This window comes from Chloracidobacterium sp. (genome assembly GCA_016720705.1).
GTDB lineage: Bacteria > Acidobacteriota > Blastocatellia > Pyrinomonadales > Pyrinomonadaceae > OLB17.
The window spans coordinates 1,833,641-1,857,361 of sequence record JADKKB010000007.1 but is presented as its reverse complement, the minus strand read 5'-3'; the positions used below and the strand labels follow the sequence as shown (position 1 = coordinate 1,857,361).

The window sequence follows — 23,721 nt, the reverse complement described above, 5'->3', positions numbered from 1 at the left end:
ACAGTAAACTCAAGCTTTATGTCCGAATCGCTCCAATTTACTCAGAACGCGGATCGAGCAACGGTCTATGCTGAGATCACACCACAGATCGAAGCACTGATTAGTAGCGAGACCGATATAATTGCGAACTTGGCAAATATCGCGGCAGTGCTCAAGCAGGCGTTCGGTTTTTTCTGGGTCGGTTTCTACATTGAAAAAGATGGCGATCTTGTGCTCGGGCCTTTTCAAGGGCCGCTGGCCTGCACGCGCATCAGACCTGACCAGGGAGTTTGCGGTCACGCGTACGCGACACGCGAAACCGTCATCGTGCCTGATGTAGATAAATTTCCGGGTCATATTGCTTGTGCCTCGGCATCGAAGTCGGAAATTGTCGTTCCCGTTTTCGGTAAGGACGGAGAGGTTTTCGGCGTACTTGACGTGGACAGCGATAGATTGGATGATTTTTCCGAGATCGACGTGACTGGATTGGGCCGTGTGGTGAAATATGTTGAGGCCGTCGTCGAACACGGTCGACTTCAAACTTAATTAATGAACGTAATCGAATACCCTTACTGGGTCTGGATCTTTTTCTTCGTCATAGTCCTGTCGGCGCTGTTTGTCGATATCGGCATTGTAAACCGTAAGTCGCACGCGCCTAGCCGTAGGGAGACCATCACGTGGAGTTTGATCTGGATATCTCTCGCGTTAGCATTCAACGCTTTTATCTACTCGCAGTTTGGCGGATTTAAGGCCAAGGAGTTTCTCACAGGATATTTGATCGAATTGTCACTTTCGATCGACAATCTGTTTGTATTTCTCCTGATATTCGCATATTTCAAGGTTCCGAAAATGTATCAGCATCGCGTGCTGTTCTGGGGCATATTTATGGCCCTGGTAATGCGAATGGTGATGATATTCGCCGGAGCCGAACTTGTCGAGAGCTTTAGTTGGATACTATACGGATTTGGGGCGTTCCTAATATACACAGGCATTAAAATGTTCGGTGAGGACGAGGCATTTGAGCCCGAGGATAGTGCGATCGTAAAGCTGACGACCAGATTTATACGCATATCGAAACATTACGACGGAGAGAAGTTCTTCGTAAATATCGATGGCAAGCGAGTCGGCACTCTGCTTTTGCTTGTCCTGGTCGTCATCAACATCGCCGATCTCGTTTTTGCGGTGGACTCCATACCCGCGATCTTCGGCATTACGACCGACCGGTTTATCGTATACACGTCAAACATTTTTGCGATCCTAGGACTACGTACGTTCTTTTTTCTCTTGGTCGATATGGCTGAGAAATTTCATTTTCTTAAGTATGGCCTCGCATTTGTATTGAGTTTTATTGGGTTTAAGATGCTGCTGCCGCTTGCCGCTGAGGGGACGATGTTGATACTCGGCGATGGCAGTGAGTCGGGAATCGCTATCTTCTTAAAAAGATATCTGCATCACGAATTTGAGCAGTCAGTGATAAATCTATCGCTCGGGATCGTAATTGGTGCGATAATACTTGCTGTAATATTGTCACTGATATTTCCGCCGGCCGAGACGGCCGCAAAAGATGCTCAATAAGCCAGCCATCGATGGACGATAATAAATACCGCAAATTTTACGTCGAATGGTGGAACGTTCGAAAAAGTACGATCTATGGGCTGATCGCGATCTTGGTCGTCGGCGGAGCCATCGCCGGCGGTTCGTGGTGGGCTTCCAAGAATAATTGGTTTGTTGCGACCCAGGATGCCGAGATGCCTGTAGACGCAGCAAAAATCATCTCATATGAGGGTGAAGTTCGGATAATAAGGGCACAAACACGCGAAACTATACTGGTAACCAAAGAGACTTGGGTTGCCGCCGGCGACACTATTCAGACACAGTCTGACGGGCGGGCGATCGTCCAGATGATCGATGGTTCAGTTTACTCCGTTCGGCCGAATAGTACGGTTGTTGTCCGGGATAGCACATCGCTTTTTGGCGGTAAAAACGTGCGCGTTTCGTTGAATGACGGTCAGCTGAACGTGAGGACCGATGAACAACCGGCAGACTCGAATAACATTGTCGAAGTAGCAGATTCCGAAAATAGACTCTTACCGCAGACTGACGCGAGTTTTAATGCAGATGGCAATAATGCCGGCGAAATTAGGGTGAGCCGCGGCGGCGTCGAGACCACGATAGGCGGAGACCGAACGACCATCGAGCAAAATGAGTTTGCGGCGGTCAATAGCGGCAAACTCTCGGCGCGTGAAAGGTTGCTCGCTCCGCCTCGGCCCGCAGTTCCAGGCAACTCGTCACAAATCGTCGACGCGTCCGGTACCGGTGTCAGCGTTTTATTTGGATGGCAAGATGCCGAGGCCGGCAATGCCGCTAGCTTTTACCTACAAGTTTCGAGGTCACCGCTATTTGCCTCTGACGCAATTTTGGTCGATCGATCTGGCCTTACGTCGCGTGAATTTCGATTGGCGGGGTTATCTCCGGGAACTTATTATTGGCGGCTAAGGTCGAATGCAAGATCCGGACAGACCACCAACTGGAACGACGCGTGGAAATTTACCGTGATCAAACGCGGTGGCAGCATCTCTATAGAAACCTCTGAGTGGAAAGCCGACCGAGTCGGAGGGAACATCTATTTTATTAGTGGAAAGACACAACCCGGAATGGTCGTACGTTCACAGGGCCGCGAAACATTTGCAGGTCCGGATGGTTCATTCCGTCTCCAAATATCGACTCCATCAGCCGAGACCAAGGTCGAGGTCGGCGATGACCGAGGAAATCGGGCCGGGTTTGTGATCTCGCTCCGAACGGGCAATCTCCTAGGTCGTTACTAGTCTCAACTTAGCTTAAATGGGTGCAGATCACGTACATCGAGACGATTCCCGCACGCGCTCCAAGACGCGCGTGTTGTCGATCGCATTGGTATTGACCGGAATCTATATGGTCGTCGAGGCGATCGGGGGATGGGTATCCAATTCGCTTGCGTTGTTGGCGGATGCCGGTCATATGCTGACGGACGTCGCGGCGATCGCGCTAACGCTCAGTGCGATATGGTTTGCGTCTAGGCCGCCGACCGCAAATAAGACGTTCGGCTATTATCGCCTCGAGATACTTGCAGCCTTCGTCAACGGCATTGCTCTCGTCCTGCTCTCAATTTGGGTGATTTGGGAGGCGGTAAATCGCTGGCGTGATCCGGGCGATATCCACGGGATCCAGATGTCGGCGATCGCGTTCGGCGGACTGATAATTAACGTCATCGCGGCAAAATTGCTGCATTCAAATCACTCGCACGACCTGAATATACGAGGAGCATTTCTCCACGTTATCGGCGATCTGCTGGGGTCTGCTGCAGCGATCATTGCGGGAGTTTTGATCCTGGCATTCGGATGGCTTTGGGCCGATGCGGCCGGCAGCATCCTTATCAGCCTGATCATCATTATTGGCGCGGGGCGGCTAATTCTTGAGTCGGTAGATATCTTACTCGAGGGCACACCTTCTCACATCGATCTACGAAAGGTCGAATCCGCGATACTTGAGATCGAAGGCGTGAGCGGTATCCACGACCTTCATATTTGGACGATCTCATCCGGCATCATTTCTCTATCAGCCCATATCAGTCATTTGGAATCAACCGCGCACTCGGATCTGCTGGTTTCGATCCGGACAATGGTAAATGACCGATTTGGTATCGATCATCTCACTATCCAGATGGAGAGCTTTGATAACAAAGCCGAGGCCGTCTATGTTTGCGAGACCGGCATACGGTGCTTCGAACCGGCAACTCGGAGTCCACATACCCACTAAGAATGTCTGCAATTGACCTCAGATACGGCAATTCCACTATAGTTTTCGAATATGACGAAGGCAGTTTCGGCCTGATCGACTCGGTCGAACTGCCGAATACTCTCAGCGATGCCGAGATCGGGGCCAGACTTGATGAGCCGATTGGATCGCCCGGTATCGACGAAATAATCAATCCGGGCCAAAGCGTTCTTATAGTGGTTCCTGATGCGACGCGCGATGTCGGTTGCGGCCAAGTGGTCAATTTAATAGTGCGGCGATTGATCGCCGGCGGCGTAAACGCATTTGATATTAGGCTGATATTTGCGACGGGTATTCACCGAAAGGTGACCGAAGCCGAAAAGGCGGCGATCGTTACCCCGTTTATTGCCCAACGTATCAAGATGCTAGATCACGATGCTCGAGATCTGATGCAATTTGCGGTTTTGGGTCAGACCGCAAGCGGCATTCCGGTCGAGTTGAACCGAGCGTTGATCGAGCACGACCACGTGATCCTGGTCGGCGGGGTTTCATTTCATTACTTTGCCGGGTTTACCGGCGGGCGAAAATTGATCTGTCCGGGCCTCGCATCAACGCGAACGATCGCCGGCACGCATAAGTTGGCGTTCGATCCTGATCGACTCGTCCGGCGTGATGGCGTTGGACTGGCCAGACTTGACGGAAATCCGGTTCACGAAGCTTTTGTTGAGGCTGCGTCTGCCGCACTGCCGTCATTCGCGGTCACTACCGTTGTCAACGAACAAGGCGACATCGTCGATTTATATTGTGGCGATTGGATCCGATCTCATCGGGCGGCGTGTGACAATTTTGCAAAACACCATAGCGTTAGTATCGATGATAAGCGTGACCTTGTAATCGTCAGTTGTGGGGGCTACCCACACGACGTCAATTTGATCCAGGCTCACAAAGCACTCGATGCCGCGTCGCAGGCTTGTCGTTCCGGTGGAATGATCATCCTGCTTGCAGAGTGTCGAGACGGGCTTGGCCACGCTGATATGCCCAGATGGTTTGAAGCAGGCGATAGTCACGATATGGCGGTCAAGTTGAGCGAAAAATATCAGGTCAACGGCCAGACCGCGTGGAGCATTGTGAAGAAATGCGAGGAGTTCGAGGTCATCCTGGTCAGTTCGCTCGCTCCTGAACTTGTAAAAACCCTTCGAATGGTTCCCGCCGCCACACTGCAGGAGGCCATAGAAAAAACCGCCCGATGGTCGAACGGCTATATTCTTTCAAATGGTGCACGAACGTTTATTGAGGTTGCTTGACATCGAACGTCCGAGCGATCGAATCGGTCTGGTTCTGGATCGAACGCAGCATATCCTTTAGGCCGCTAAAGCGTATGGCATACACGGTCGTTTCGTTGATCCGCAGAAAGTAGATCCTTCCGCTCATTGGCCGTCCCGCCCTTACATATTCATAATTGAAAATAACGCCCCGAAATCGTCCGGCGAAATTTTCTTCTTTACCGGCGACATAACCCGGTAGGAACTGTAGTTTTTGCTCCTCGTCCTGAATAACCTCCGACGTCAGCATATCCTTGCGAGCGGCCAGCTTACGGACCTCAAAATGCCCGTTGGTGCGGTCGCCGTAAACATATTCGACATTTGGGCTGGTATCCGACGGCTTTACCGTCAGCTTCCATTTGGCATCCGGAAGCGAAAACGAATAGTCGACATTTGCCGCGCTAAAGACATCGTCCTGAGCAAAGATGGCCGTTGACGCTGCCAACGCAATAAGCATTGCAAACAATAGTGTAAATTTCTGCGATCTCATAACTTCCCTATTCTACAATACTTTGTCGATACTACGATACATCCAAAAAAGGCAATGCGGTCGTAGGATGTTATAAGGTCCCCGAATGTTGTCTTTCATCGAAATTCAACTTTCTGAGTTCATGCATTGCGATTATCTCGCCCTTTAAGTCTTGGACGACGTCTAAACTGCAGTCTGCAAATATACTTTGAAAAGTATTTATTGAGGTAGTAACTTATGAAACTCCACTGTTTGTACCTGCATAGAGCAATTGTTGCGACGCTTTTGACCGCAATATCCTTTCCTGGATTCGCAACGGCAAATACCGTACGGACCGCATCAAAGCCTCTTACAGAGGATCAAAAGATCTTTCACGTATTGAATCGTCTTGGGTTCGGCGCACGGCCCGGCGATGTTGAACGGGTTAGGTCAATAGGTATTCAGAAGTACATTGATCAGCAATTGGACCCTGGTACGATCAGTGACAGTAACCTCGAGAGCAAGGTTCGAAGTTTGGATATTTTCGATCTTTCGACCGCCGAACTCTTTGCCAAGTACCCGAATCCGACCGCACTCCTGAGGATGATCGATGGTAATGCCGCTCAGCCTGCTGCTCAGAACCCACAGCAGGATGTGACTGAAAAACAACGACAGGAAAGGCAGCAGAAGCTTCGTGCCTTATACCAAAAATATGACCTCAAGCCGGCAAATCAGATCGTCCCGCAGATAGCCGCAAATCGTGTTCTCCGCGCAGTATACTCCGAAAAGCAACTGCAGGAAGTAATGGTGGACTTTTGGCAGAACCATTTTAATGTCTTTTCAGGAAAGTCTGCGGTTCGCTGGTACATACCGAGTTACGAGCGTGACGTACTCAGAAAAAATGCGTTGGGAAATTTTAAGGACCTACTGATAGGAACTGCTCAGCATCCGGCGATGTTGTTCTTTCTGGACAATTTCGAATCGGTATCGCCAAACGCTCCGATGCCCGGAAATAATCAGAATGCCCAACGACGTCAGCAATTGATTCGATCCGGCGGGCAATTGGGGCCGCCGGCTCGTGAACGTATGAAGCAGCAATTGGGGATCAATGACGCACAACTCGACCAACGGCTCAAGGAAATGCGCGACGATCCAAAGCCCGCCCAGCAACGCCAAAAGCGAGGGATAAATGAAAATTATGCCCGTGAGTTGATGGAACTTCATACCCTGGGAGTGGATGGCGGATACACCCAGAAAGATATTGTAGAGGTCGCCAAATGCTTTACCGGATGGACGATCGCCGATCCTCGTGGATACCGTCGGGCCGCGGCGGGCGATATCGATGGAACCGAAAACCGTCGATTGCAGCGACTCCAACGTCAGTCCGGAGTGCCCGATGATCTCGATAGCGGCGAATTCTATTTCAACGATCGCTGGCACGAGAAGGGTGCAAAAACTGTTTTGGGACAAAAGGTTGATGAGGGCGGCATCAAAGACGGCCTTAAGGTGATCGACATATTAGTCCGTCAGCCTGCAACCGCGCGGTTTATTGCCAGAAAGCTCGCAGTCAAATTCGTTTCCGACAATCCGAGTGATGCACTCGTCGCTCACGTCGCCGATACCTTTAGCCGAACCGGCGGTGATATCAAGGCGACGCTCAGGACTATGTTTACGGACAAAGAGTTTTTTGCACCGGACAATTACCGGGCAAAGATCAAGACTCCGTTTGAACTTGCTGTCAGCTCGCTACGGGCTCTCGGGGCAGAAACCAATGCCGGACCACAATTTTTGGCGATGCTCAACAAACTAGGCGAAGTGCCATACGGTTATCAAGCCCCCACCGGCTATCCGGATACCGCCGAGGAATGGGTAAACACTGGCGCTCTGCTCGAGCGGCTTAATTTCGCCGTTGCGTTTGCGAGCAACCGCATCGCGGGTACGACGGTTGACCTCAGCGGATTTAACCAAAATGACAAGCATAAGACTCTTGACCGAGCGATCGGTGAGATCCTAGACGGAGATATCTCGGCCGCCACCCGTAGCACGCTCGTCAAGCAGATCGAGCAACCGCTACCGGACGTCAAGCCCGGCAAGGAACTCGACAATGTGATCGGCGATGTGCCCAATATGCGACAACCCGGCCAACAGGGAGGACAGGGTCGACCAGCGAGACTACTGAATCCGAGCGGAAATCCCGAAGTTTTCAAGGTGGTGAGCCTAGTACTCGGCACGCCTGAATTCCAGCGTCAGTAAATATGTATGCATCAGTTGGTGGCCGTGAGACAGTCTCAGTGACCTGATCTCCGGCCTTCATTATGACGTGAGGTATGAAGAAATTATATAGCATTTGAGCATAATTGTATTTCTAGCTGCCAACGCGGCACTTGGGCAAGACGACACCAGGCAAACTGAACAGCAGCGGTTTAAGTCGGCCGCAGCGTATTCCCGCAAACGCCGCGATGTGTCGGTCGCTATTTTGAACGGCGACAGGTCCAATTCATCGATCTCGATCCGCCAACTTCTGTCACTGACCGGTGGGATCGACGCGGGCGAGATCGGCCAACTGGTTTTCGATAAGTGCTTCGTAAAGTTTCGTTAAGTCACGCAGATGGGAGTAGATGCTGAGATTTTCGAGTGCATACGACTTTGCTTTTTGAGCTAAAGCGTCTCGCCCAGTATTATCGCCGATCAGATCGATCATTCTTTGGGCAAGTATGTCAGCATCGCCGACAGGAAACACGGCGGCATACTTGCCATCCCCGGACGCTTCAAGATGGGGTTCGATGTCCGAGACGATCATCGCGGTACCTGCCAGCATTGCCTCAGAGATCGCCACCGGCAAACCCTCGTGAAAGGATGACAGAATAGCGATATCCAGTTCGGCCAAAATATTCGGAACATCATCTCGGCTACCCAGAAAATGGACCCGATCGTCTATATTGTTGGACCGGCAAATGTCTACACAGGCGGTCAACTTTCCCTCAGCACCGTCCTCGACACCGCCGGCAAAGACACAATGAATATCGGGAAATCTTTTTATGACATCCACCATTGCCTTCACGACCGTCAACTGATCTTTCCGTTGATCTCTGTAAAAATTCGCCACCATTCCGACGAGCGGTGTCGATGCTCCAATGTTTAATTCCGGCCGCAATGAAGAACCTGTTGGAGCGAGCCGCTTGGGATCGGCTCCGTTATAGATCACTGAAAAGTTTTTAGATGTATCAAGTTTATGATTGGCACTTAGCCATTTTTGTAGTCCGCGGCTGACTGCAATATTCGCGTCCATTCGGGGTATCAGGAATTTGGCGGCCGAACGATTCTTCCAATCTTGTATAAACCCCTGAAAGCTCAAAACATTCTTGACCTTCTTCAGCCCTTTCGACGCAAGGTATAGGTGGATTCCGTCCACCGGTTGGTAGCCGTGAACGATCTGGATCTCCCGGTTTCGGATTATTTGCCGGACGGTGCGAACAATAGTTGGATCAACCGGCAAATGACGTTGAAGTTGGATCAACTCAGCGCCGGAAGCCTTAAAATCCTCCTCAAGCGAGCCACCACCGCCAGATACGATCGTCAAATCGAGGCCAAAATCTGCAGCATTTCGCGCGACATCCAGTGCCTGCATTTCCGCCCCGCCCCGCCCAAGTGTATCTAGGAAATATAGAATTCTCATAACACGTGATCGGTGCAGTACAGAACCATTTTGCGGATCGACATTAACAATTTAAGTATAACGATCTACAATAGTTGTCGATGTCTGAGACTACCGTTGTGGTTCCATCTTATAACCACGCCCCGTTTATCGAGACCTGTCTGCGATCGATTATAGGCCAAACCCTTTCGCCAAAAAAGCTGCTTGTGATCGATGACGGCTCTAAGGACGATTCGCCAGCGGTCATAGACCGCGTTCTCAAGGATTGTCCGTTTGATTCAGAGTTGATAGTTCGCGAAAATCGCGGCCTGTGTCGAACACTAAATCAGGCTCTGGAACTAAGTTCCGGCAAGTATTTTGCTTATATCGGATCGGATGATTATTGGCTGGACAGCTTTATCGAAAAGCGGGTCGATCTACTAGAAGGGCGGCCAAAAGCGGTTCTCGGTTACGGGCACGCATATTTTGTCGATGAGAATGGCCGCGAATACGACTCGACCGCCGAATATCGTTCGACCTGGGGAAATTATCCCGATGGTGATCCGAGGCGGATGTTATTGAGCGGAATAGCTCCTGTGAGTTCGACGCTCTTTTACCGTCGTTCAGCTCTTGAGTCCGTTGGGTGGAATGAGAACTCAAGGCTAGAGGATTATGAGCTATATTTGAAAATGATGCAGCTCGGCGAATTTGCGTTTGATCCGGCAATTCTGTCAGCCTGGCGGCAACATCGTTATAATACGAGCGGCGATACACTATTGATGCTTACCGAGGTGATCGCCGCCCAGGAACGCAATTTTCACATTCTCGGCCTATCGCCCGAACAACTTGCTGACATACAAACTGAGACAAAATATCGGTACGCCCGCGAACTGCTTCAGCACGGTAATAAGATGTCAGCCGCAAAATTGGCGGTAGCCAATTGGAAGGGGTCGCGGGGAACATCCGATCTTTTCAGGTTTAGTGTTAGGATGTTTATCCCGATGGCAGTCGTCAATTACTATCGCCGCAGCAAGCGTGCCCGTTTTTCGGTCTGAGCGGGATATATTTCAGTATATTTAAGGTGTAATTAGTTTGGATAACGTAAATACACGTGAGGATCAAATGACCGTCATCGGCCCGAGAAGCCGATTGGGCGCAATAGACCTGCGCGAGCTGTGGCGATATCGCGAATTGCTGTATTTTCTCACTTGGCGCGACGTCAAGATACGCTATAAGCAAACCGTCATCGGCATTGCGTGGGCGGTTTTGCAGCCGGTTGTCACCACGGCGATCTTCACACTGCTATTTAGCAATTTTGCACGCTTTGAGACCGGTAGCACACCATATCCTGTTTTTGCTCTGAGTGCACTTGTTATTTGGCTGTTTGTCCATAACGCCATTACGCTTGCGAGCGGCAGTTTTGTCAGTAACTCCAATCTCGTTACCAAAGTGTATTTTCCTCGTTTGATAGTGCCGCTGGCGGCAACGCTATCGGGTATTTTCGACTTGATATTCAGTGTGATCATACTTATCGGCTTGATCCTGTATTACGGTATCGAGCCGACGTCAGGCATCTTACTTGCCCCTGTCTTTTTGATCTTGGCTTTTGTAATGGCCGCAGCCCTCGGCACGTTGCTCTCGGCTCTCAATGTTAAATTTCGCGATGTCAAATTTGCCCTGCCATTCGTATTGCAGGTTTGGATGATCGCGTCGCCGATATTTTATCCAGCGAGTATGGTCAGCGGCCGGTGGCGGCTGGCATTTGCCATAAACCCACTAACAGGCCTGATCGACGGATTTCGAAGCTCCCTTTTCGGTCTGCCGTTCGATTGGGAATTAATTGGAATTTCGGTTCTATCGGTTGCTGTGATGTGTGTCATTTCGCTGATCATATTTTCAAAGATGGAGGATGATTTTGCTGACGTGATCTAGTTGGCTACGAAAAATATGGAGGCGATCAGGGTCAAAAACCTTTCAAAACGATATGTGCTGGGCGGCACCACTCATAACTCACTGCGCGACCTCATATATAGCGTCTTTTCGCAGAGCGGCCGTCGACGACCGATCGACGAGGTTTGGGCACTGGACGACATCTCGTTTTCGGTCAACGAGGGCGAAACTCTGGGCATCATCGGACGGAACGGTGCCGGTAAATCCACGTTGCTGAAGATCCTATCGCGTATTACCAAACCAACTGCGGGCAGTGTCGAGATCCACGGTCGCGTCGGCTCGCTGCTTGAGGTCGGGACCGGCTTTCACAACGAACTGTCGGGCCGCGAAAACATCTACCTGAACGGTGCTATCCTCGGGATGAAGCGTTCTGAGATAGAATCTAAGTTTGATGAGATCATCGCTTTTTCAGAGATCGAACGCTTTTTGGATACGCCGGTCAAGCACTATTCGAGTGGTATGTATATGCGGCTAGCTTTCTCGATCGCGGCTCATCTCGAACCGGAAGTTTTGATCGTTGACGAAGTTTTGGCAGTTGGCGATGTCGGATTTCAGAAAAAGTGTTTGGGCAAAATGAAAGATGTCGGCGAAAAAGGCCGAACCGTGATATTTGTCTCACACGATATGAGTGCGATCACGCGACTGTGCGACCGCGTCATTTGGATCAAGGACGGTAAACTTCGCCTTGATGGGGTCGCAAGAGATGTCGTCGGCGAATATCTTCACGATCAGGAAAGCATCGGTGCTGAAAGATATTGGCCCGAGTCGTCGGCACCGGCAAGCGAATTTGTAAGATTGCGAAGCGTGCGAGTGTGCGACGAGGCCGGAAAAACAACTGCATCTCCGGATATAAGGCTTCCGGTCGGTGTCGAGGTGTGCTACGAAGTCCTTAAACCTGCAAAGGTTATGGTGCCCAATCTGCACTTTTTTAACGAGACCGGGACGTGTATCTTTGTTTCGCACGATTGGGGCGGTGGTTGGCGTGACAGACCACGGCCGATAGGCAAGTACAACAGCACAGTCTGGTTACCGGGCAACTTCCTAGCTGAGGGTTCGGTTTATGTCGGAGTTGCCGTAACGACGTATTCACCGCTTGAGGTACATTTTGTCGAGTGGGATGCAGTCACATTTAATGTGATCGACAGCATTGCCGGAGACTCTGCCCGCGGTGACTATGTTGGTGTCCTACCTGGAATCGTCAGGCCGATTCTCGAATGGAAAACCACAGTGTCAGTTTGAATGCTTATTTCTTTTTTTCAGATAGAAACAAGCCTGATCGCCGCGACCATCACGATTAAGTTCAGTGGTCTGAACTTCCCATTTATCAAGCTGACCCTGCGTGAAAATGCTCTCATCTGCTTTCCCACTATAGGCCCGACCATCGTGCATTGAAATATCCGCGGCATATTGCTCGCTAATGAAAAATTGTGCAGCGGTGGAGTCATAAACCGTCTTTATGACGTCAAATCCGGCCGCCTCAGCAAGGGCTCGAAAACTATGTTCCGTATAAAGAAAGAGGTGACGCGGGGGGTCGAGTTGAAACCAATTGACACCGTACTTTCCCCAAGCGTAGCTCGCAACAGGGATTCTGATCAGGCAAGTGCCGTCGTCGGCTAATAAACGTTTTATCCCAAGCAGTGCGTTCACAGGGTCCGGAAGATGTTCGAACGAATGGTGGAGCATTATCAGATCGAACGCAGGCTCAAGGCTCTCAAGGCCTGAGCGAAACACGCGAACCCCACCCGGGAACGTCAGATCTCGTTCAATGAACGTATCTGCTCCGGTCAGATCAGTGAAGCCGAATATGCTCAAATGACGAAGTAGCTCACCGCCGCCGCAACCAAAGTCCAGGATCCTTGAGTTGAAATTCAGGTCGAGCAGTGACTCTCGGAGCGAAGCCGGAAAACGACTGACAAGATATGGCCTGCGCTCCGCCAATCTCTTACCTACAAATCCTTTTCCGAACATTAGATACTTTCCGATCTGTCGGACTGCAAATCGCCGCTGCACACTCGACTCAAGTTCGTTCTCAGCGGCAGAAAACGAATAGTACTCGTCAGGATAATGCGTTGCGAGATCCGGAATATCGACTAACTGTAGCGTGCCGCATTCCCCGCATTCCAAATAGTCAAAAGCCTCACGGGTGCCAAACATCATCTCGCGAGCCGTGTGTATCCGGTTTCCTACTTGATTGCTACAAATTTGGCAGTTTTTTGACATATCAGCCTAAGTAAGTAAATCAAAAAAGTGTTAAGTTGTGAAATAGATGAAGTTGGCTAGAAAGATCAATACCGTGATAGAAGCATTTCGGGGCGGCGGCCTCGGTGCTGTGACGGCAAAATCGCAGCAGGTGATCCGACGGATCTCCATCCGTCGATCCGAACAGAACTGGATCAGAAAATACGGTGTCTTGAGCGAAAAAGAAAGAATACAAATTCGTGACGACATCCAAGCGATGCCGCGCAGACCAAAAGTCGCGATCTTGATGCCGGTCTACAATATCGATGAGAAATGGCTCCGCAAGTGTGTTAATTCGGTTCGCGGGCAAATATATCAGGACTGGGAACTGTGTATTGTGGACGACCATTCTCCTTCGCCGCATATCAAAATTGTTTTGGATCATTACAGCAAACTGGATTCGCGGATACGAGTAGTCTATCGAACTGAGAATGGCCATATTTCAGTTGCCTCCAATGATGCTCTTGAAATGGCTACCGGCGAATTTTGTATTCTGCTTGATCACGATGATGAACTTTCTGAAGATGCCGTGTATTCGGTAGCGAGAGAGATCGTCGAGGATCCAAATGTGGCACTGATCTATAGCGACGAGGATATGATCGACGATAAAGGGCATCGGTTCGACCTCAAGTTTAAGCCTGATTTCAGCCGGGACCTTTTACTATCGATCAATCTTGTGACCCATCTATCCGCGTATCGAGCCGATCTGCTCAGAAAGGTCGGTGGTTTTCGCATCGGTACGGAGGGAAGCCAAGACTATGATCTGGCATTGAGGGTTATTGATGAGATCTCTAGTGCTCAGATCCGTCACATTCCGCGAGTCCTGTATCACTGGCGTGCGATACCCGGATCGGTGGCGTTGAGCGGCGACGAAAAGCCGTATGCTCACGACCGGGCACGCACTGCGATCTCGGATCATTTGAAAAGGATAGGATCAGATGCGGTCGTAGAGCCAACCAACTTAAATTTTCATCGGGTCCGATATTCGTTGCCGGAAGAGGCTCCGAGGGTCACGGTGATCACTATTGGCCATCGCGGCGACAGAATCGGAGATGGGATAGAAATTTTGACCAACTATTCTAGTGTCGAATATCGATCGGTCCCCGCCGACAATGACCTTGCTAACCGCCTTAATAATTCGATCGCTACTGCATCTGGAGATGTCATTTGTCTTATCGACACCGCCGTAGTTCCGAAATGTTGCGATTGGCTATCCGAATTAGTAAGTTTCGCGGTCCAGGCCGACGTTGGAGCGATTGGCGGCAAAGTCATTGACAAGCATCGCCGAGTTGTGGATGGCGGTCTGGTTTTCGGCGGCAGTGAACTCGTGAACGTCGCCCATTTTGGATTTGCTGAGGATGAAGCCGGCAATATGTTTCGAGGAATCGTCGTTGGCAATTATTCGGCCGTGTCGATGTCGTGTTTTGCATTTTGCAAAAGTAACTTTAATGACATCGGCGGATTTGATACGACATTGCCAATGGATCTAATAGACGCCGATCTATGTTTGCGAATGGGCGAGGGAGGACTTCGGATCGTGTTCGATCCGTATGCGGTGTTTCAACTTAAAAGTGGTTCAAAGCTAGCCAAGCAGATCGGTGCAAGAAAGGGCGAAACGACCGCATTTGAAGAAAGATGGCGGGACGTGATCGCCCGCGACCCTTTCTACAACTGCAATCTAGACCCGGAAGACGGGCAGTTTCGAATAAAGATCTAGGCTTTTCGCCCGATCGCAAATACTTTGATCAACACCAGTCCGGCGACAAAACCGCCAATGTGTGCGGCATAAGCCACGCCGCCGCCGCCTGACGGCGTCAAATATCCGATCACCAATTGGTACACGATCCAGATACCGAGGGCAACATACGCGGGTACCGTCGTAAGAAAATTGAAAATGATCGCCTTTACGGGCTTGTTTGGAAACAGCAATAGATAACCGCCCAAAACACCCGAGATCGCGCCCGAGGCACCTAGCATCGGTATGATCGAATCCGGCCCCATCAGTATCTGTGCCGAGGCTGCGGCGATACCGCAAACAAGGTAAAACACTACATAGCGGATATGCCCCAAAAGATTTTCAAGATTGTCACCGAATATGAACAGAAACATCATATTGCCGAAAATATGCATTATGTCGCCGTGCATAAACATCGAACTCAGAAAGTTGAAATAGACGGGCAATGGCGAGGCGTAATGGTGTATCTCCGCGGTCCGTCCGAGCGAATCACGCAGAATCTGGATGCCATTAAGGTCAACACCGGTCGTTATCTCCTTAGGCACAAGTGAAAATGCGTAGGTGAATGCTTCGTTGCCGCCGAGTTGCTGCAGTAGCAGAAACACGAGGATATTCACAGCGATGAAGCCGTAATTGACCACTGGCTGAATGCGCCGATCAGAGTTGTCATCGCCGATTGGAAACATAATCTAATTCTTAATTCGAGTCCGGATGAGTTTTCAATAGCTCGTAGCCTTCGCTCCGTGCGACAAATGTTGCTGCCGTGATGTCACCGACGACATTCAGCGTCGTGCGGCACATATCGAGGATACGATCAACTCCGAGTATGATCGCTATTAGAGCCGGATCGATCCCGATCATCGCCAAGATCCCGATAATAAAAGGAATCGAGCCCGAAGGCACGCCGGCGGTACCGATGCCGCCGAGGATCGCGAGATAGACGACCATCAATTGTAGGCCGATCGACAGATCCACTCCGGCAAGCTGAGCCAGAAATAAAACCGTAACACCTTCGTAAAGGGCTGTTCCGTTTTGATTTGCGGTCGCTCCGACGGTGAGCACAAAACTATTGATCTCTTTCGGGACACCGAGATTTTCTTCTGAAATTCGAAGAGCAGTCGGCAATGTAGCGTTCGACGAGCTAGTCGAAAACGCAGTGATGATCACGGTCCAAACACGTCGGAAAAAATCGATCGGATTGATCTTCGATAGTAGCCAGACAGAGAGCGAATAAACACCGAAAAAATGTATTCCCAAACCCAAGAGGACCGTTGCCACGAACCAAGCCAACGAACCGAGCAAGTCAATGCCAAATTGAGCAATGTTATTAAAGATCAAACACGCCACGGCATACGGCGCGAACTTCATAATTATATCGATGATCTTTGAAGTGATCGCAAATATCGCGTCCATCACGCTCACGAACGGAGTAGAGATCGGTGCCGGCAAGAGCGTGATCGCAATTCCGACGATCAAGGCGAAGAACATAATGTGGAGCATGTTCGGATTTTCGCCAGCGATCGAGTTAAAAATATTCTTCGGCACGACGGTTTTGACCACCTGCATCAATGGAGAATCAGCCTTTGCTGATTCGGCAGCTTTCTTTTGAGCGTCCGTGGCAGATGCTGCACCACTCGAGAATTTTTCTTTTAGTTGTATCGCTATCTCAGGACTGATGCGTTCTCCCGGACGGATCGTATTGGTCAACCCGAGGCCTATCACGACTGATATCGCCGAAATAATAAGACAATAGGCAAACGATTTGAGACCGATTCGCCCTAATTTACGGATGTCTCCGATGCCGGCAACACCTGACACCAGTGAAGAAAACACGAGCGGAACGACGATCATTAACAGTAAATTCAAAAAGAGCGTTCCGACAGGCTGCGTGATATTAGAGATCAACCACGAAACGCCTTCGCTAGAGCCGCCCAGGACCTGATTTGCGATCAAACCGCCGCCTATGCCAACCACCAAGCCGATAAGAATCTTGGTGTGCAACGCCATACCTTTTGGTTTGTCGTCCGTGTTATCGTCGAGGTCCGTCGCAATTTCAAGGTCATACTGATCCGAAGGTAACGTTTCCTTGTCCTGTTCGCTCATTCTTAACTGCTCCTATTTTGGAAAGCCGAAAATTTATAAATTTGAGTGAGTTTAGCAGAACTCCAGGTAATTTGGTAAATTTGCGATAAGATACAAAATAATGTTCGAATCGATCCATTTCAATTCAGTAGGTCGGAAGACGACAAACGCTTCAAAACCCGAGGTTATCGCAGAGCTTCGAGCGATCGTCGGAGCGGAGAATGTCGTCGTCGATCCCGACAAAGTCGAACCGTACGGTGCTGATGCGGTAAAGGAAAAGTTTCCGCCCGAGGCTGTCGTGTTTCCGGAATCCACGGCTCAGATGGTCGCGATATTGAAACTTGCCAACGAGCACCTTTTTCCCGTGACAGCACGCGGCGGCGGAGTCGGATATACCGGCGGGGCCGTTCCGGTCGACGGCGGCATTGTCGTCGGAACCGACCGGATGAACAAGATCATCGAGATCAACGCGGATGATCTCTATGCGGTTTGCCAGCCCGGAATTACGACATTTGCTTTGCAGCAGGCGGCGGAAATGCAGGGCCTGATGTTTGCACCTGATCCGGCAAGTTATAAGGACAGTTTTATCGGCGGCAATATCGCCGAAAATGCCGGTGGAATGCGTACGCCAAAGTACGGGGTTACAAAGCACCACGTACTCGGACTTGAGGTCGTCACCGCGACCGGCGATATTATCTACACGGGCGGCAAGACGGTAAAGAACGTCGTCGGATTCGACCTGACCGGATTAATGTGCGGCAGCGAGGGTATGCTTGGGATTATTACCGAGGCGACGCTCAAGCTGCTGCCGATGCCGGAGGCAACATCTACCGTGCGTGCTAATTTTCACTCGATGGAAGCCGCCTGCAAGGTGTTGACCAAATTCACACCGCACGGCCTGTTGCCGATGGCGATGGAGGTCATCGACAAATATTGCGTCGCCGCCGTCGAAGAGAATTTTGCCTTCGGCCTGTCGCCTGACGCTGAGGCGATCCTGCTCGTTGCCGTGGACGGTTCTCGCGACGAGGTCGAGCGAAATGCCGTAATGATCGAACGCATCATTGGCGAAAACGGAGGATTCGACGTCCTCCGCGCAAAGTCAAAAGAAGAGGAAGACAAGCTCTGGGACGTCCGTCGAGCCATCTCGCCCTCGCTGATGAAATACGGCACGCTCAAGATCAACGAGGACGTCGTCGTACCACGATCAAAGGTCCCGGAACTCGTTGCGCGAATCGAGGAGATCGGCCGTCGACACAATACTTTTGTCGCCAATTTCGGCCACGCCGGCGATGGCAACATCCACGTGAATTTTGTTGTTGACCGCGAAAACCCGGATGAGATCGCCCGGGCTCGCAAGTGTGTCGCCGAGACTTTTCAGCTATCGGTGGACCTAGGCGGTACGATCTCCGGCGAACACGGCATCGGTTATGTGAAGTCTCGCTATCTGGACTATGCCCTAAACGCTCCGACAATCGAGATAATGAAAGGCATCAAAAAAGCCTTTGACCCGAACGGTATCCTAAATCCCGGCAAGATGTTTATCTAGCTAGGCTTGCTCAGAAAACTCTATGAGGAAAAAACTACTTCTTCGGGCCTTGTTGTTGGCTTTGGTGATTTTTATCATCGGCGGCATCGAGGCACAGGCGCAGAAAAAGACCATAATTCTGGTTCGTCACGCGGAAAAGGACATTTCCGCAACTGCCGATAAGGTTGACCCACCACTCAACGATATCGGTCTGGAAAGGGCCAAACGATTGGCCACAACTGTCAAGCGTTATAAGCCCGGAGCAGTTTATTCGACCAACTTCATCCGGACCCGTGCGACTGCCACACCGACAGCGGTCTGGCGAAAAAAAGCGGTCACGATCTTTGATCCAAAAAAGCTTGATGAACTGGTTGCAAGCGTGATGGCGTCAAAGACTAAACGCTTTCTGATCGTCGCGCATAACACCACGACACCGACACTTGCCAATTTATTTATTAAAGAAGAGAAGTACAAACCGCTCTTGGAGACCGAGTACTCCAAAATGTGGATCATCAAAATCCGTAACGGCAAGCTGAAAAGTGTAGAAGTGACCGACTATTAAATAGCCCTATGAATATTCCCAAAAGCCATCAGGCAGTGATGCCGTATTTGATTTTGGATGACGCTGCGTCGTTCATCGGGTTTGTTACCCGCGTTTTCAATGCCGAATTGACTCACCATAGCATCCGTGAGGACGACCTGGTCGGGCATTGCGAAATACAGATCGGCGGAAGCACGATAATGTTCTCAAATAGCCGCGGCGAATGGACGGCGGCGAATGCGAATATGTTTGTTTATGTCGATGATGCGGATGACACTTATGCTCGGGCTGTCGAAAACGGAGCGGGAACTATTATGCCGCCCGACGATCAAGAATACGGCCGCAGCTGTGGCGTGACTGATCCCTTCGGCAATGTCTGGTGGATCACGTCGGTTATTGAGTAAAAACGAAGATATTTGGGCATACCGGACTATTATCAGCCGTTAATGCGGTACGTTGTTGTGGAGGACGCAGATGGCTTTATCGATTTTACCCGTACGATTTTGGATACCGAGGAGCGTTTTGTTATCTGCAATCCGGATAATACCGGAACTGCGAGCAATCAGGATCCGGGCGATCGTGGCTATGGCCAAAGTGCGCGATTCCGATATCCCATTGGAAATCAGTGGTGACTAGATTGGCCTGGTCACGGCTAATCGGCTATTACTTCTTGGCGGCCGTTTTGGCAAAATAGCCTTGACGGTGCGTCACCTTGATCTTGTCCTTGACCATTTGTTGGTTTGTCAACTGGATCTCGATCTTGCGGTACGACCCGTCACGCTTTTGGTCAGACGGTTCGTAAGCGATCAGGTACTGCGATCGCATCTCTTCCTGGATCTGCTTAAAAGCCTCGCGAAGTTCGCGTTCGTCCCGCGGAAAATATGCCCGACCGCCGGTCCGCTCTGAGATCTTGTTGAGCGAGCCCTTATCGACTCCGCTGTAAAAATTGTCGCCGATACCCACCGAGTAGATGATCGCCTCTGATTTGAGAGCCGCCTGAACTGCGTCATCGAGCTTTTTCCGGCCGGAGGTGTTCATCCCGTCCGAAAGCAGAATGATAGCGCGCCGCGTCTTTTCCGGTGCCGGGCCGAGCACCTCGTCCGATGTGACCCATATCGCATCCCAGATCGCCGTCGAACCCGCGATCATTTGGTTGTCAGAGGAGATCGGCGGAGTTCCCGGTACACCGCCGCCGTTCGTCAGCACGCCGCCGCCCACGTAACCCGACGGAGCGACGAACTGCACACGGTCGATCGCCCGCCGGAGCCGAGTAATGTTATTGGTCATTCCCTGTTCGAGCGTGGTTTCACCCGTAAATGACACGATCGAAACTTCATCCATCTTTGGCCTTACGACCGACTCGAGGAATGATATGGCCGCCGCCTTTTCCTCGGGCAGCGTCCGCTCTTGCGAAATACTCGTATCGATCACGATCGCCAGGCTCAGCGGTAGATCGACCTGCCGGGAAAATGCCACGATCTCCTGCGGAGAGCCATTTTCCAAAATACGGACGTCACCTTGTCTGAGGTCTGTCAGCAGGCGGCGGTTGCGATCCTGTGCAGTAAACAGCACGTTGACCACCTCTGTATCGATTTTGATTATGTCATCATCCTCGATCGGCGTCGGGGTTGGGGTCGGCATAACCGCGTCCTTCGAGTCGCTCTTTTGAGCCGACACGAAATTTACCCCGATCGCAGAAACTGCCGCAAAGGCGAGCATCGAGACGGTGATAATGGATTTGAGCCTTATGGTCATCGTAAAACTCCGGGAAACCTATTTCAGACTGTCTTTGATAGCACGATAGCTGGATTTGGTACGGATCTTGACATCTTTACCGCGGTCCTTGTCGGCAAATCGCACCTCGATCTTGCGTTCCTTACCGTCATAATTCTGATTGGCCGGGCGATAAGTGATGATGTATTGTGAGCGAAGTTCCTCTGATATCTTCTTAAATGCCCGCTCGAGCTCGAGCATATCGCCGGTGAAAAACGCCTCGCCGCCGGTGTCTTCGCATAGTTGGGTCAGATACTTGTCGCCCTTGTCCTTAACGGTCCCGGCCTCGACTCCCGGAACCGTGCCAAGAAAGCCTGCTTTGGTAGAGATGCCGAAAATGGTCGTTTCGGTTCGCTGCGCAATGTCGATCGCGTCTTTCAACTCAGCCCGGCTAAAGGTGTCGTCGCCATCCGTGATGAGCACAATGACCCGGCGACCGGGCACATTTCGTAGCTTTTCATCCGAAAACTGCCATACGGCGTCGTATAGCGAGGTCTGCGATCCGACCTTGCTTACCTTATCGACGGCACGGTCGAGCAGGTCGAGTTTGTCCGTAAAATCTTGTCGGAGAGTGACCTCGTGGTCAAAAGTCATAAATGCAGCTTTATCCTTTCGCAGACGCGTTACAGTGTAAATGAAATTCTTTGCCGCTTCTTTCGAAAATCCGATCTTACCGGCGGTTGATGGCGACGTATCCATCAGCACTCCGACAAATACAGGCGGATTGGTCTTTTCGTCCGAAAAGAACGTGACCTCTTGCTGCACGCCATCCTCAAAAACCTGAAAGTCGCCGCGTGTAAAGCCGGACATCAGCTTATTTTTTTGCAGCACCGTGACCGGCAGTCGCACCTCAAAGATCTTGGTGACGCCCGGGTCGTCAGACGAATTGGTGACTGGCGTCGGCGTTGGTGTCGCGGTCTGAGCGTTGACGTCAGCGATCGCCAGAAATACTAAAAATGCGGCTGCGAAAAATATAATTCGGTAGTTTGATCTCATATGCGGCAATGTCTCTTACACCTTGCAAATTCAATGTTTTCGATGCGCTAGAACGGTTTTGTGTTGTCCGAACGCAACCTCCAACTATAGCAAAATTGGGCTCGAACTACACGCAAAATGGCTTAATATGCTCTTGCCGATTGCACCCTTAACGCCTTTCAAGTAAGAATTGAATTTACCTTTTAATCATATGGATCCCAACATTTTCAGAGAATATGACATACGTGGTATCGTCGGGCCACAACTAACGACCGATACCGTCGCCACACTTGGTAAGGCGATCGGTACATTCTTTAGCCAAAACGGGGCGAAGCGGATCGCGATCGGGTACGATGCCCGAGTTAGCTCACCACTGTTTTGCGATCTTCTAACGCAGGGCTTCAATATGGCCGGCTGCGACGTTGTGCTGATCGGTATGGTTCCGACGCCGGTGCTCTATCACACGGTCTTTACGCGTGATGTGGATGGCGGCGTGATGATCACTGGATCGCACAATCCGCCCGACCACAATGGATTTAAGATCTGTCTGGGCAAGTCCACATTGTTCGGTTCGCAGATACAGGAGATCCGGCAGATCGCGTTTTCGGGCGACTTTGCATCCGGTGGCGGGACGGTCGAGCATCTTGAAGTTCTGAACGAATATTGCCGCGACATCGCCTCTCGGATCGACCTTGGGCCGCGCAAGATCAAGGCGGTTGTTGATGCCGGCAACGGGATGGGCGGCGTGACTGGCGTTCCGGTCTACTCGCAACTCGGCGTCGAACTCGTCGAACTATTTACCGAGCCTGATTCGAGCTTTCCCAACCATCATCCCGACCCGACCGTGACCGAAAATCTCAAAGATACGATCGATACGGTTCGCGAAACTAAGGCCGACATCGGCATAGCGTTTGACGGCGACGGCGACCGAATCGGTGTTGTGGACGAGAACGGCCGCATCATCTGGGGCGACGAACTTATGGTCCTGCTCTCACGCTCGATCCTCGAGACTCGTCCCGGAGCGACGATCATCGCCGAGGTAAAATGTTCGCAAACTCTCTATGACGACATCGCCAAACACGGCGGTAACGGCATTATGTGGAAGGCCGGCCACTCGCTGATCAAAGCAAAGATGAAAGAGACCGATGCTGCCCTTGCCGGTGAAATGAGCGGCCACATCTTCTTTGCCGACCGATTTTACGGCTTTGACGATGCTACGTACGCCGGTGCCCGTGTGATCGAGATACTCTCCAAGACCGACAAGCCGCTCTCAGAGTTGCTCAGCGATCTGCCCACGACATTTTCGACGCCGGAACTGCGTGTCGACTGTTCCGATGACACAAAATTTGACGTCGTCGCCAAAGTTGCCGAGTATTTTGCACGCGATCACGAGGTGATCACTATCGATGGTGCCCGCATCCTTTTCGAAAATGGTTGGGGCCTCGTGCGTGCATCAAATACTCAGGCGATCCTCGTCTTGCGATTTGAGGCTCAGTCCGACGCCCGCCTGGCCGAGATCCGGGCCATTGTCGAATCAAAGGTTGCCGAGTTTATCGTCGCTGCAGCGTGAGGATCTTCGACACAAAGTGCCCGTCGAATTTGGCGGGCGTAGCAACTAAAACAATTTGAAACAACGCAATTATAAGCTGTGGGCCGCTAAACCGTCTATTTGCCTAGGCTTACGAGCAAGAAGTGTTTCAAACTGATTTCAAGTTTTCACCGAATTTGAAACAACTTAAGTCCTTTGTTTATTGACTTTAACCCCC

21 protein-coding genes are annotated in these 23,721 nt (G+C 50.9%); 14 read left to right on the top strand and 7 right to left on the bottom strand.

The window, feature by feature from the left end:
• The first annotated feature begins 18 nt into the window (after positions 1 to 18).
• From IPQ00_15495 to larA, 5 genes are read left to right on the top strand one after another with little or no spacing between them, the layout of a single operon-like run.
• Positions 19 to 525 carry a GAF domain-containing protein gene (locus IPQ00_15495; protein ID MBL0241967.1) on the top strand — a complete coding sequence of 169 codons (507 nt, stop codon included), beginning with the start codon at positions 19 to 21 and terminating at the stop codon, positions 523 to 525.
• Positions 526 to 528: 3 nt separating this feature from the next.
• Positions 529 to 1,554 (top strand): TerC family protein, encoded by a 1,026-nt coding sequence (locus IPQ00_15490; GenBank protein MBL0241966.1) that lies wholly within the window; start codon positions 529 to 531, stop codon positions 1,552 to 1,554.
• Positions 1,555 to 1,565: 11 nt separating this feature from the next.
• On the top strand, positions 1,566 to 2,804 hold the full coding sequence (locus tag IPQ00_15485; protein MBL0241965.1) for a FecR domain-containing protein: 1,239 nt from the start codon (positions 1,566 to 1,568) through the stop codon (positions 2,802 to 2,804).
• 16 nt (positions 2,805 to 2,820) lie between these two features.
• Complete coding sequence (locus IPQ00_15480; protein MBL0241964.1) at positions 2,821 to 3,774, top strand: cation transporter; 954 nt, start codon at positions 2,821 to 2,823, stop codon at positions 3,772 to 3,774.
• 2 nt (positions 3,775 to 3,776) lie between these two features.
• Complete coding sequence (larA, locus tag IPQ00_15475; GenBank protein ID MBL0241963.1) at positions 3,777 to 5,036, top strand: nickel-dependent lactate racemase; 1,260 nt, start codon at positions 3,777 to 3,779, stop codon at positions 5,034 to 5,036.
• Here the strand turns inward: larA and IPQ00_15470 are convergent.
• Positions 5,020 to 5,544 (bottom strand): hypothetical protein, encoded by a 525-nt coding sequence (locus IPQ00_15470; protein MBL0241962.1) that lies wholly within the window; start codon positions 5,542 to 5,544, stop codon positions 5,020 to 5,022. The two genes, larA and IPQ00_15470, sit on opposite strands and share 17 nt — an antisense overlap.
• A 216-nt stretch (positions 5,545 to 5,760) precedes the next feature.
• Here IPQ00_15470 and IPQ00_15465 point away from each other — a divergent pair, with 216 nt between their 5' ends.
• A complete protein-coding gene (locus IPQ00_15465; GenBank protein MBL0241961.1) occupies positions 5,761 to 7,755 on the top strand; it encodes a DUF1800 domain-containing protein in 1,995 nt (664 codons plus the stop codon).
• 271 nt (positions 7,756 to 8,026) lie between these two features.
• Here the strand turns inward: IPQ00_15465 and IPQ00_15460 are convergent, their stop codons facing one another.
• Positions 8,027 to 9,178 (bottom strand): glycosyltransferase, encoded by a 1,152-nt coding sequence (locus tag IPQ00_15460; protein ID MBL0241960.1) that lies wholly within the window; start codon positions 9,176 to 9,178, stop codon positions 8,027 to 8,029.
• A gap of 80 nt (positions 9,179 to 9,258) precedes the next feature.
• Here IPQ00_15460 and IPQ00_15455 point away from each other — a divergent pair, with 80 nt between their 5' ends.
• Genes IPQ00_15455 through IPQ00_15445 form a run of 3 tightly spaced genes read left to right on the top strand, consistent with a single transcriptional unit; the run spans position 9,259 to position 12,325 of the window.
• Positions 9,259 to 10,191, top strand: coding sequence for a glycosyltransferase family 2 protein (locus IPQ00_15455; GenBank protein MBL0241959.1), 933 nt, complete (start codon positions 9,259 to 9,261; stop codon positions 10,189 to 10,191).
• A 37-nt stretch (positions 10,192 to 10,228) separates the two neighbouring features.
• Positions 10,229 to 11,068: an ABC transporter permease gene (locus IPQ00_15450; protein MBL0241958.1), complete on the top strand. Its 840-nt coding sequence runs from the start codon at positions 10,229 to 10,231 to the stop codon at positions 11,066 to 11,068.
• A 15-nt stretch (positions 11,069 to 11,083) separates the two neighbouring features.
• Complete coding sequence (locus tag IPQ00_15445; GenBank protein MBL0241957.1) at positions 11,084 to 12,325, top strand: ABC transporter ATP-binding protein; 1,242 nt, start codon at positions 11,084 to 11,086, stop codon at positions 12,323 to 12,325.
• Here the strand turns inward: IPQ00_15445 and IPQ00_15440 are convergent.
• Positions 12,317 to 13,243 (bottom strand): class I SAM-dependent methyltransferase, encoded by a 927-nt coding sequence (locus IPQ00_15440; protein MBL0241956.1) that lies wholly within the window; start codon positions 13,241 to 13,243, stop codon positions 12,317 to 12,319. The two genes, IPQ00_15445 and IPQ00_15440, sit on opposite strands and share 9 nt — an antisense overlap.
• A 109-nt stretch (positions 13,244 to 13,352) precedes the next feature.
• Between IPQ00_15440 and IPQ00_15435 the strand changes: the two genes are divergently transcribed.
• On the top strand, positions 13,353 to 15,041 hold the full coding sequence (locus tag IPQ00_15435) for a glycosyltransferase (protein MBL0241955.1): 1,689 nt from the start codon (positions 13,353 to 13,355) through the stop codon (positions 15,039 to 15,041).
• Here the strand turns inward: IPQ00_15435 and IPQ00_15430 are convergent.
• On the bottom strand, positions 15,038 to 15,745 hold the full coding sequence (locus IPQ00_15430) for a rhomboid family intramembrane serine protease (protein ID MBL0241954.1): 708 nt from the start codon (positions 15,743 to 15,745) through the stop codon (positions 15,038 to 15,040). The two genes, IPQ00_15435 and IPQ00_15430, sit on opposite strands and share 4 nt — an antisense overlap.
• Before the next feature lie 10 nt (positions 15,746 to 15,755).
• Positions 15,756 to 17,162 (bottom strand): dicarboxylate/amino acid:cation symporter, encoded by a 1,407-nt coding sequence (locus IPQ00_15425; protein ID MBL0241953.1) that lies wholly within the window; start codon positions 17,160 to 17,162, stop codon positions 15,756 to 15,758.
• A 100-nt stretch (positions 17,163 to 17,262) separates the two neighbouring features.
• On the opposite strand from IPQ00_15425, the gene IPQ00_15420 reads away from it, so the two are divergent.
• From IPQ00_15420 to IPQ00_15410, 3 genes are read left to right on the top strand one after another with little or no spacing between them, the layout of a single operon-like run.
• Entirely contained in the window at positions 17,263 to 18,687 is a 1,425-nt protein-coding gene (locus IPQ00_15420) for an FAD-binding protein (protein ID MBL0241952.1), read from the top strand.
• Positions 18,688 to 18,709: 22 nt separating this feature from the next.
• A complete protein-coding gene (locus IPQ00_15415; GenBank protein ID MBL0241951.1) occupies positions 18,710 to 19,228 on the top strand; it encodes a histidine phosphatase family protein in 519 nt (172 codons plus the stop codon).
• 8 nt (positions 19,229 to 19,236) lie between these two features.
• Complete coding sequence (locus IPQ00_15410) at positions 19,237 to 19,611, top strand: VOC family protein (GenBank protein ID MBL0241950.1); 375 nt, start codon at positions 19,237 to 19,239, stop codon at positions 19,609 to 19,611.
• 259 nt (positions 19,612 to 19,870) lie between these two features.
• On the opposite strand, the gene IPQ00_15405 is transcribed toward IPQ00_15410, so the two are convergent.
• Both IPQ00_15405 and IPQ00_15400 read right to left on the bottom strand, forming a co-directional pair.
• The gene (locus IPQ00_15405) at positions 19,871 to 20,962 is read right to left on the bottom strand and encodes a VWA domain-containing protein (GenBank protein MBL0241949.1); all 1,092 of its coding nucleotides are present in this window, start codon (positions 20,960 to 20,962) and stop codon (positions 19,871 to 19,873) included.
• A gap of 18 nt (positions 20,963 to 20,980) precedes the next feature.
• Positions 20,981 to 21,976: a VWA domain-containing protein gene (locus IPQ00_15400; GenBank protein MBL0241948.1), complete on the bottom strand. Its 996-nt coding sequence runs from the start codon at positions 21,974 to 21,976 to the stop codon at positions 20,981 to 20,983.
• Between the two features lie 190 nt (positions 21,977 to 22,166).
• Between IPQ00_15400 and IPQ00_15395 the strand changes: the two genes are divergently transcribed.
• Complete coding sequence (locus IPQ00_15395) at positions 22,167 to 23,525, top strand: phosphomannomutase/phosphoglucomutase (protein ID MBL0241947.1); 1,359 nt, start codon at positions 22,167 to 22,169, stop codon at positions 23,523 to 23,525.
• Positions 23,526 to 23,721 lie beyond the last annotated feature (196 nt).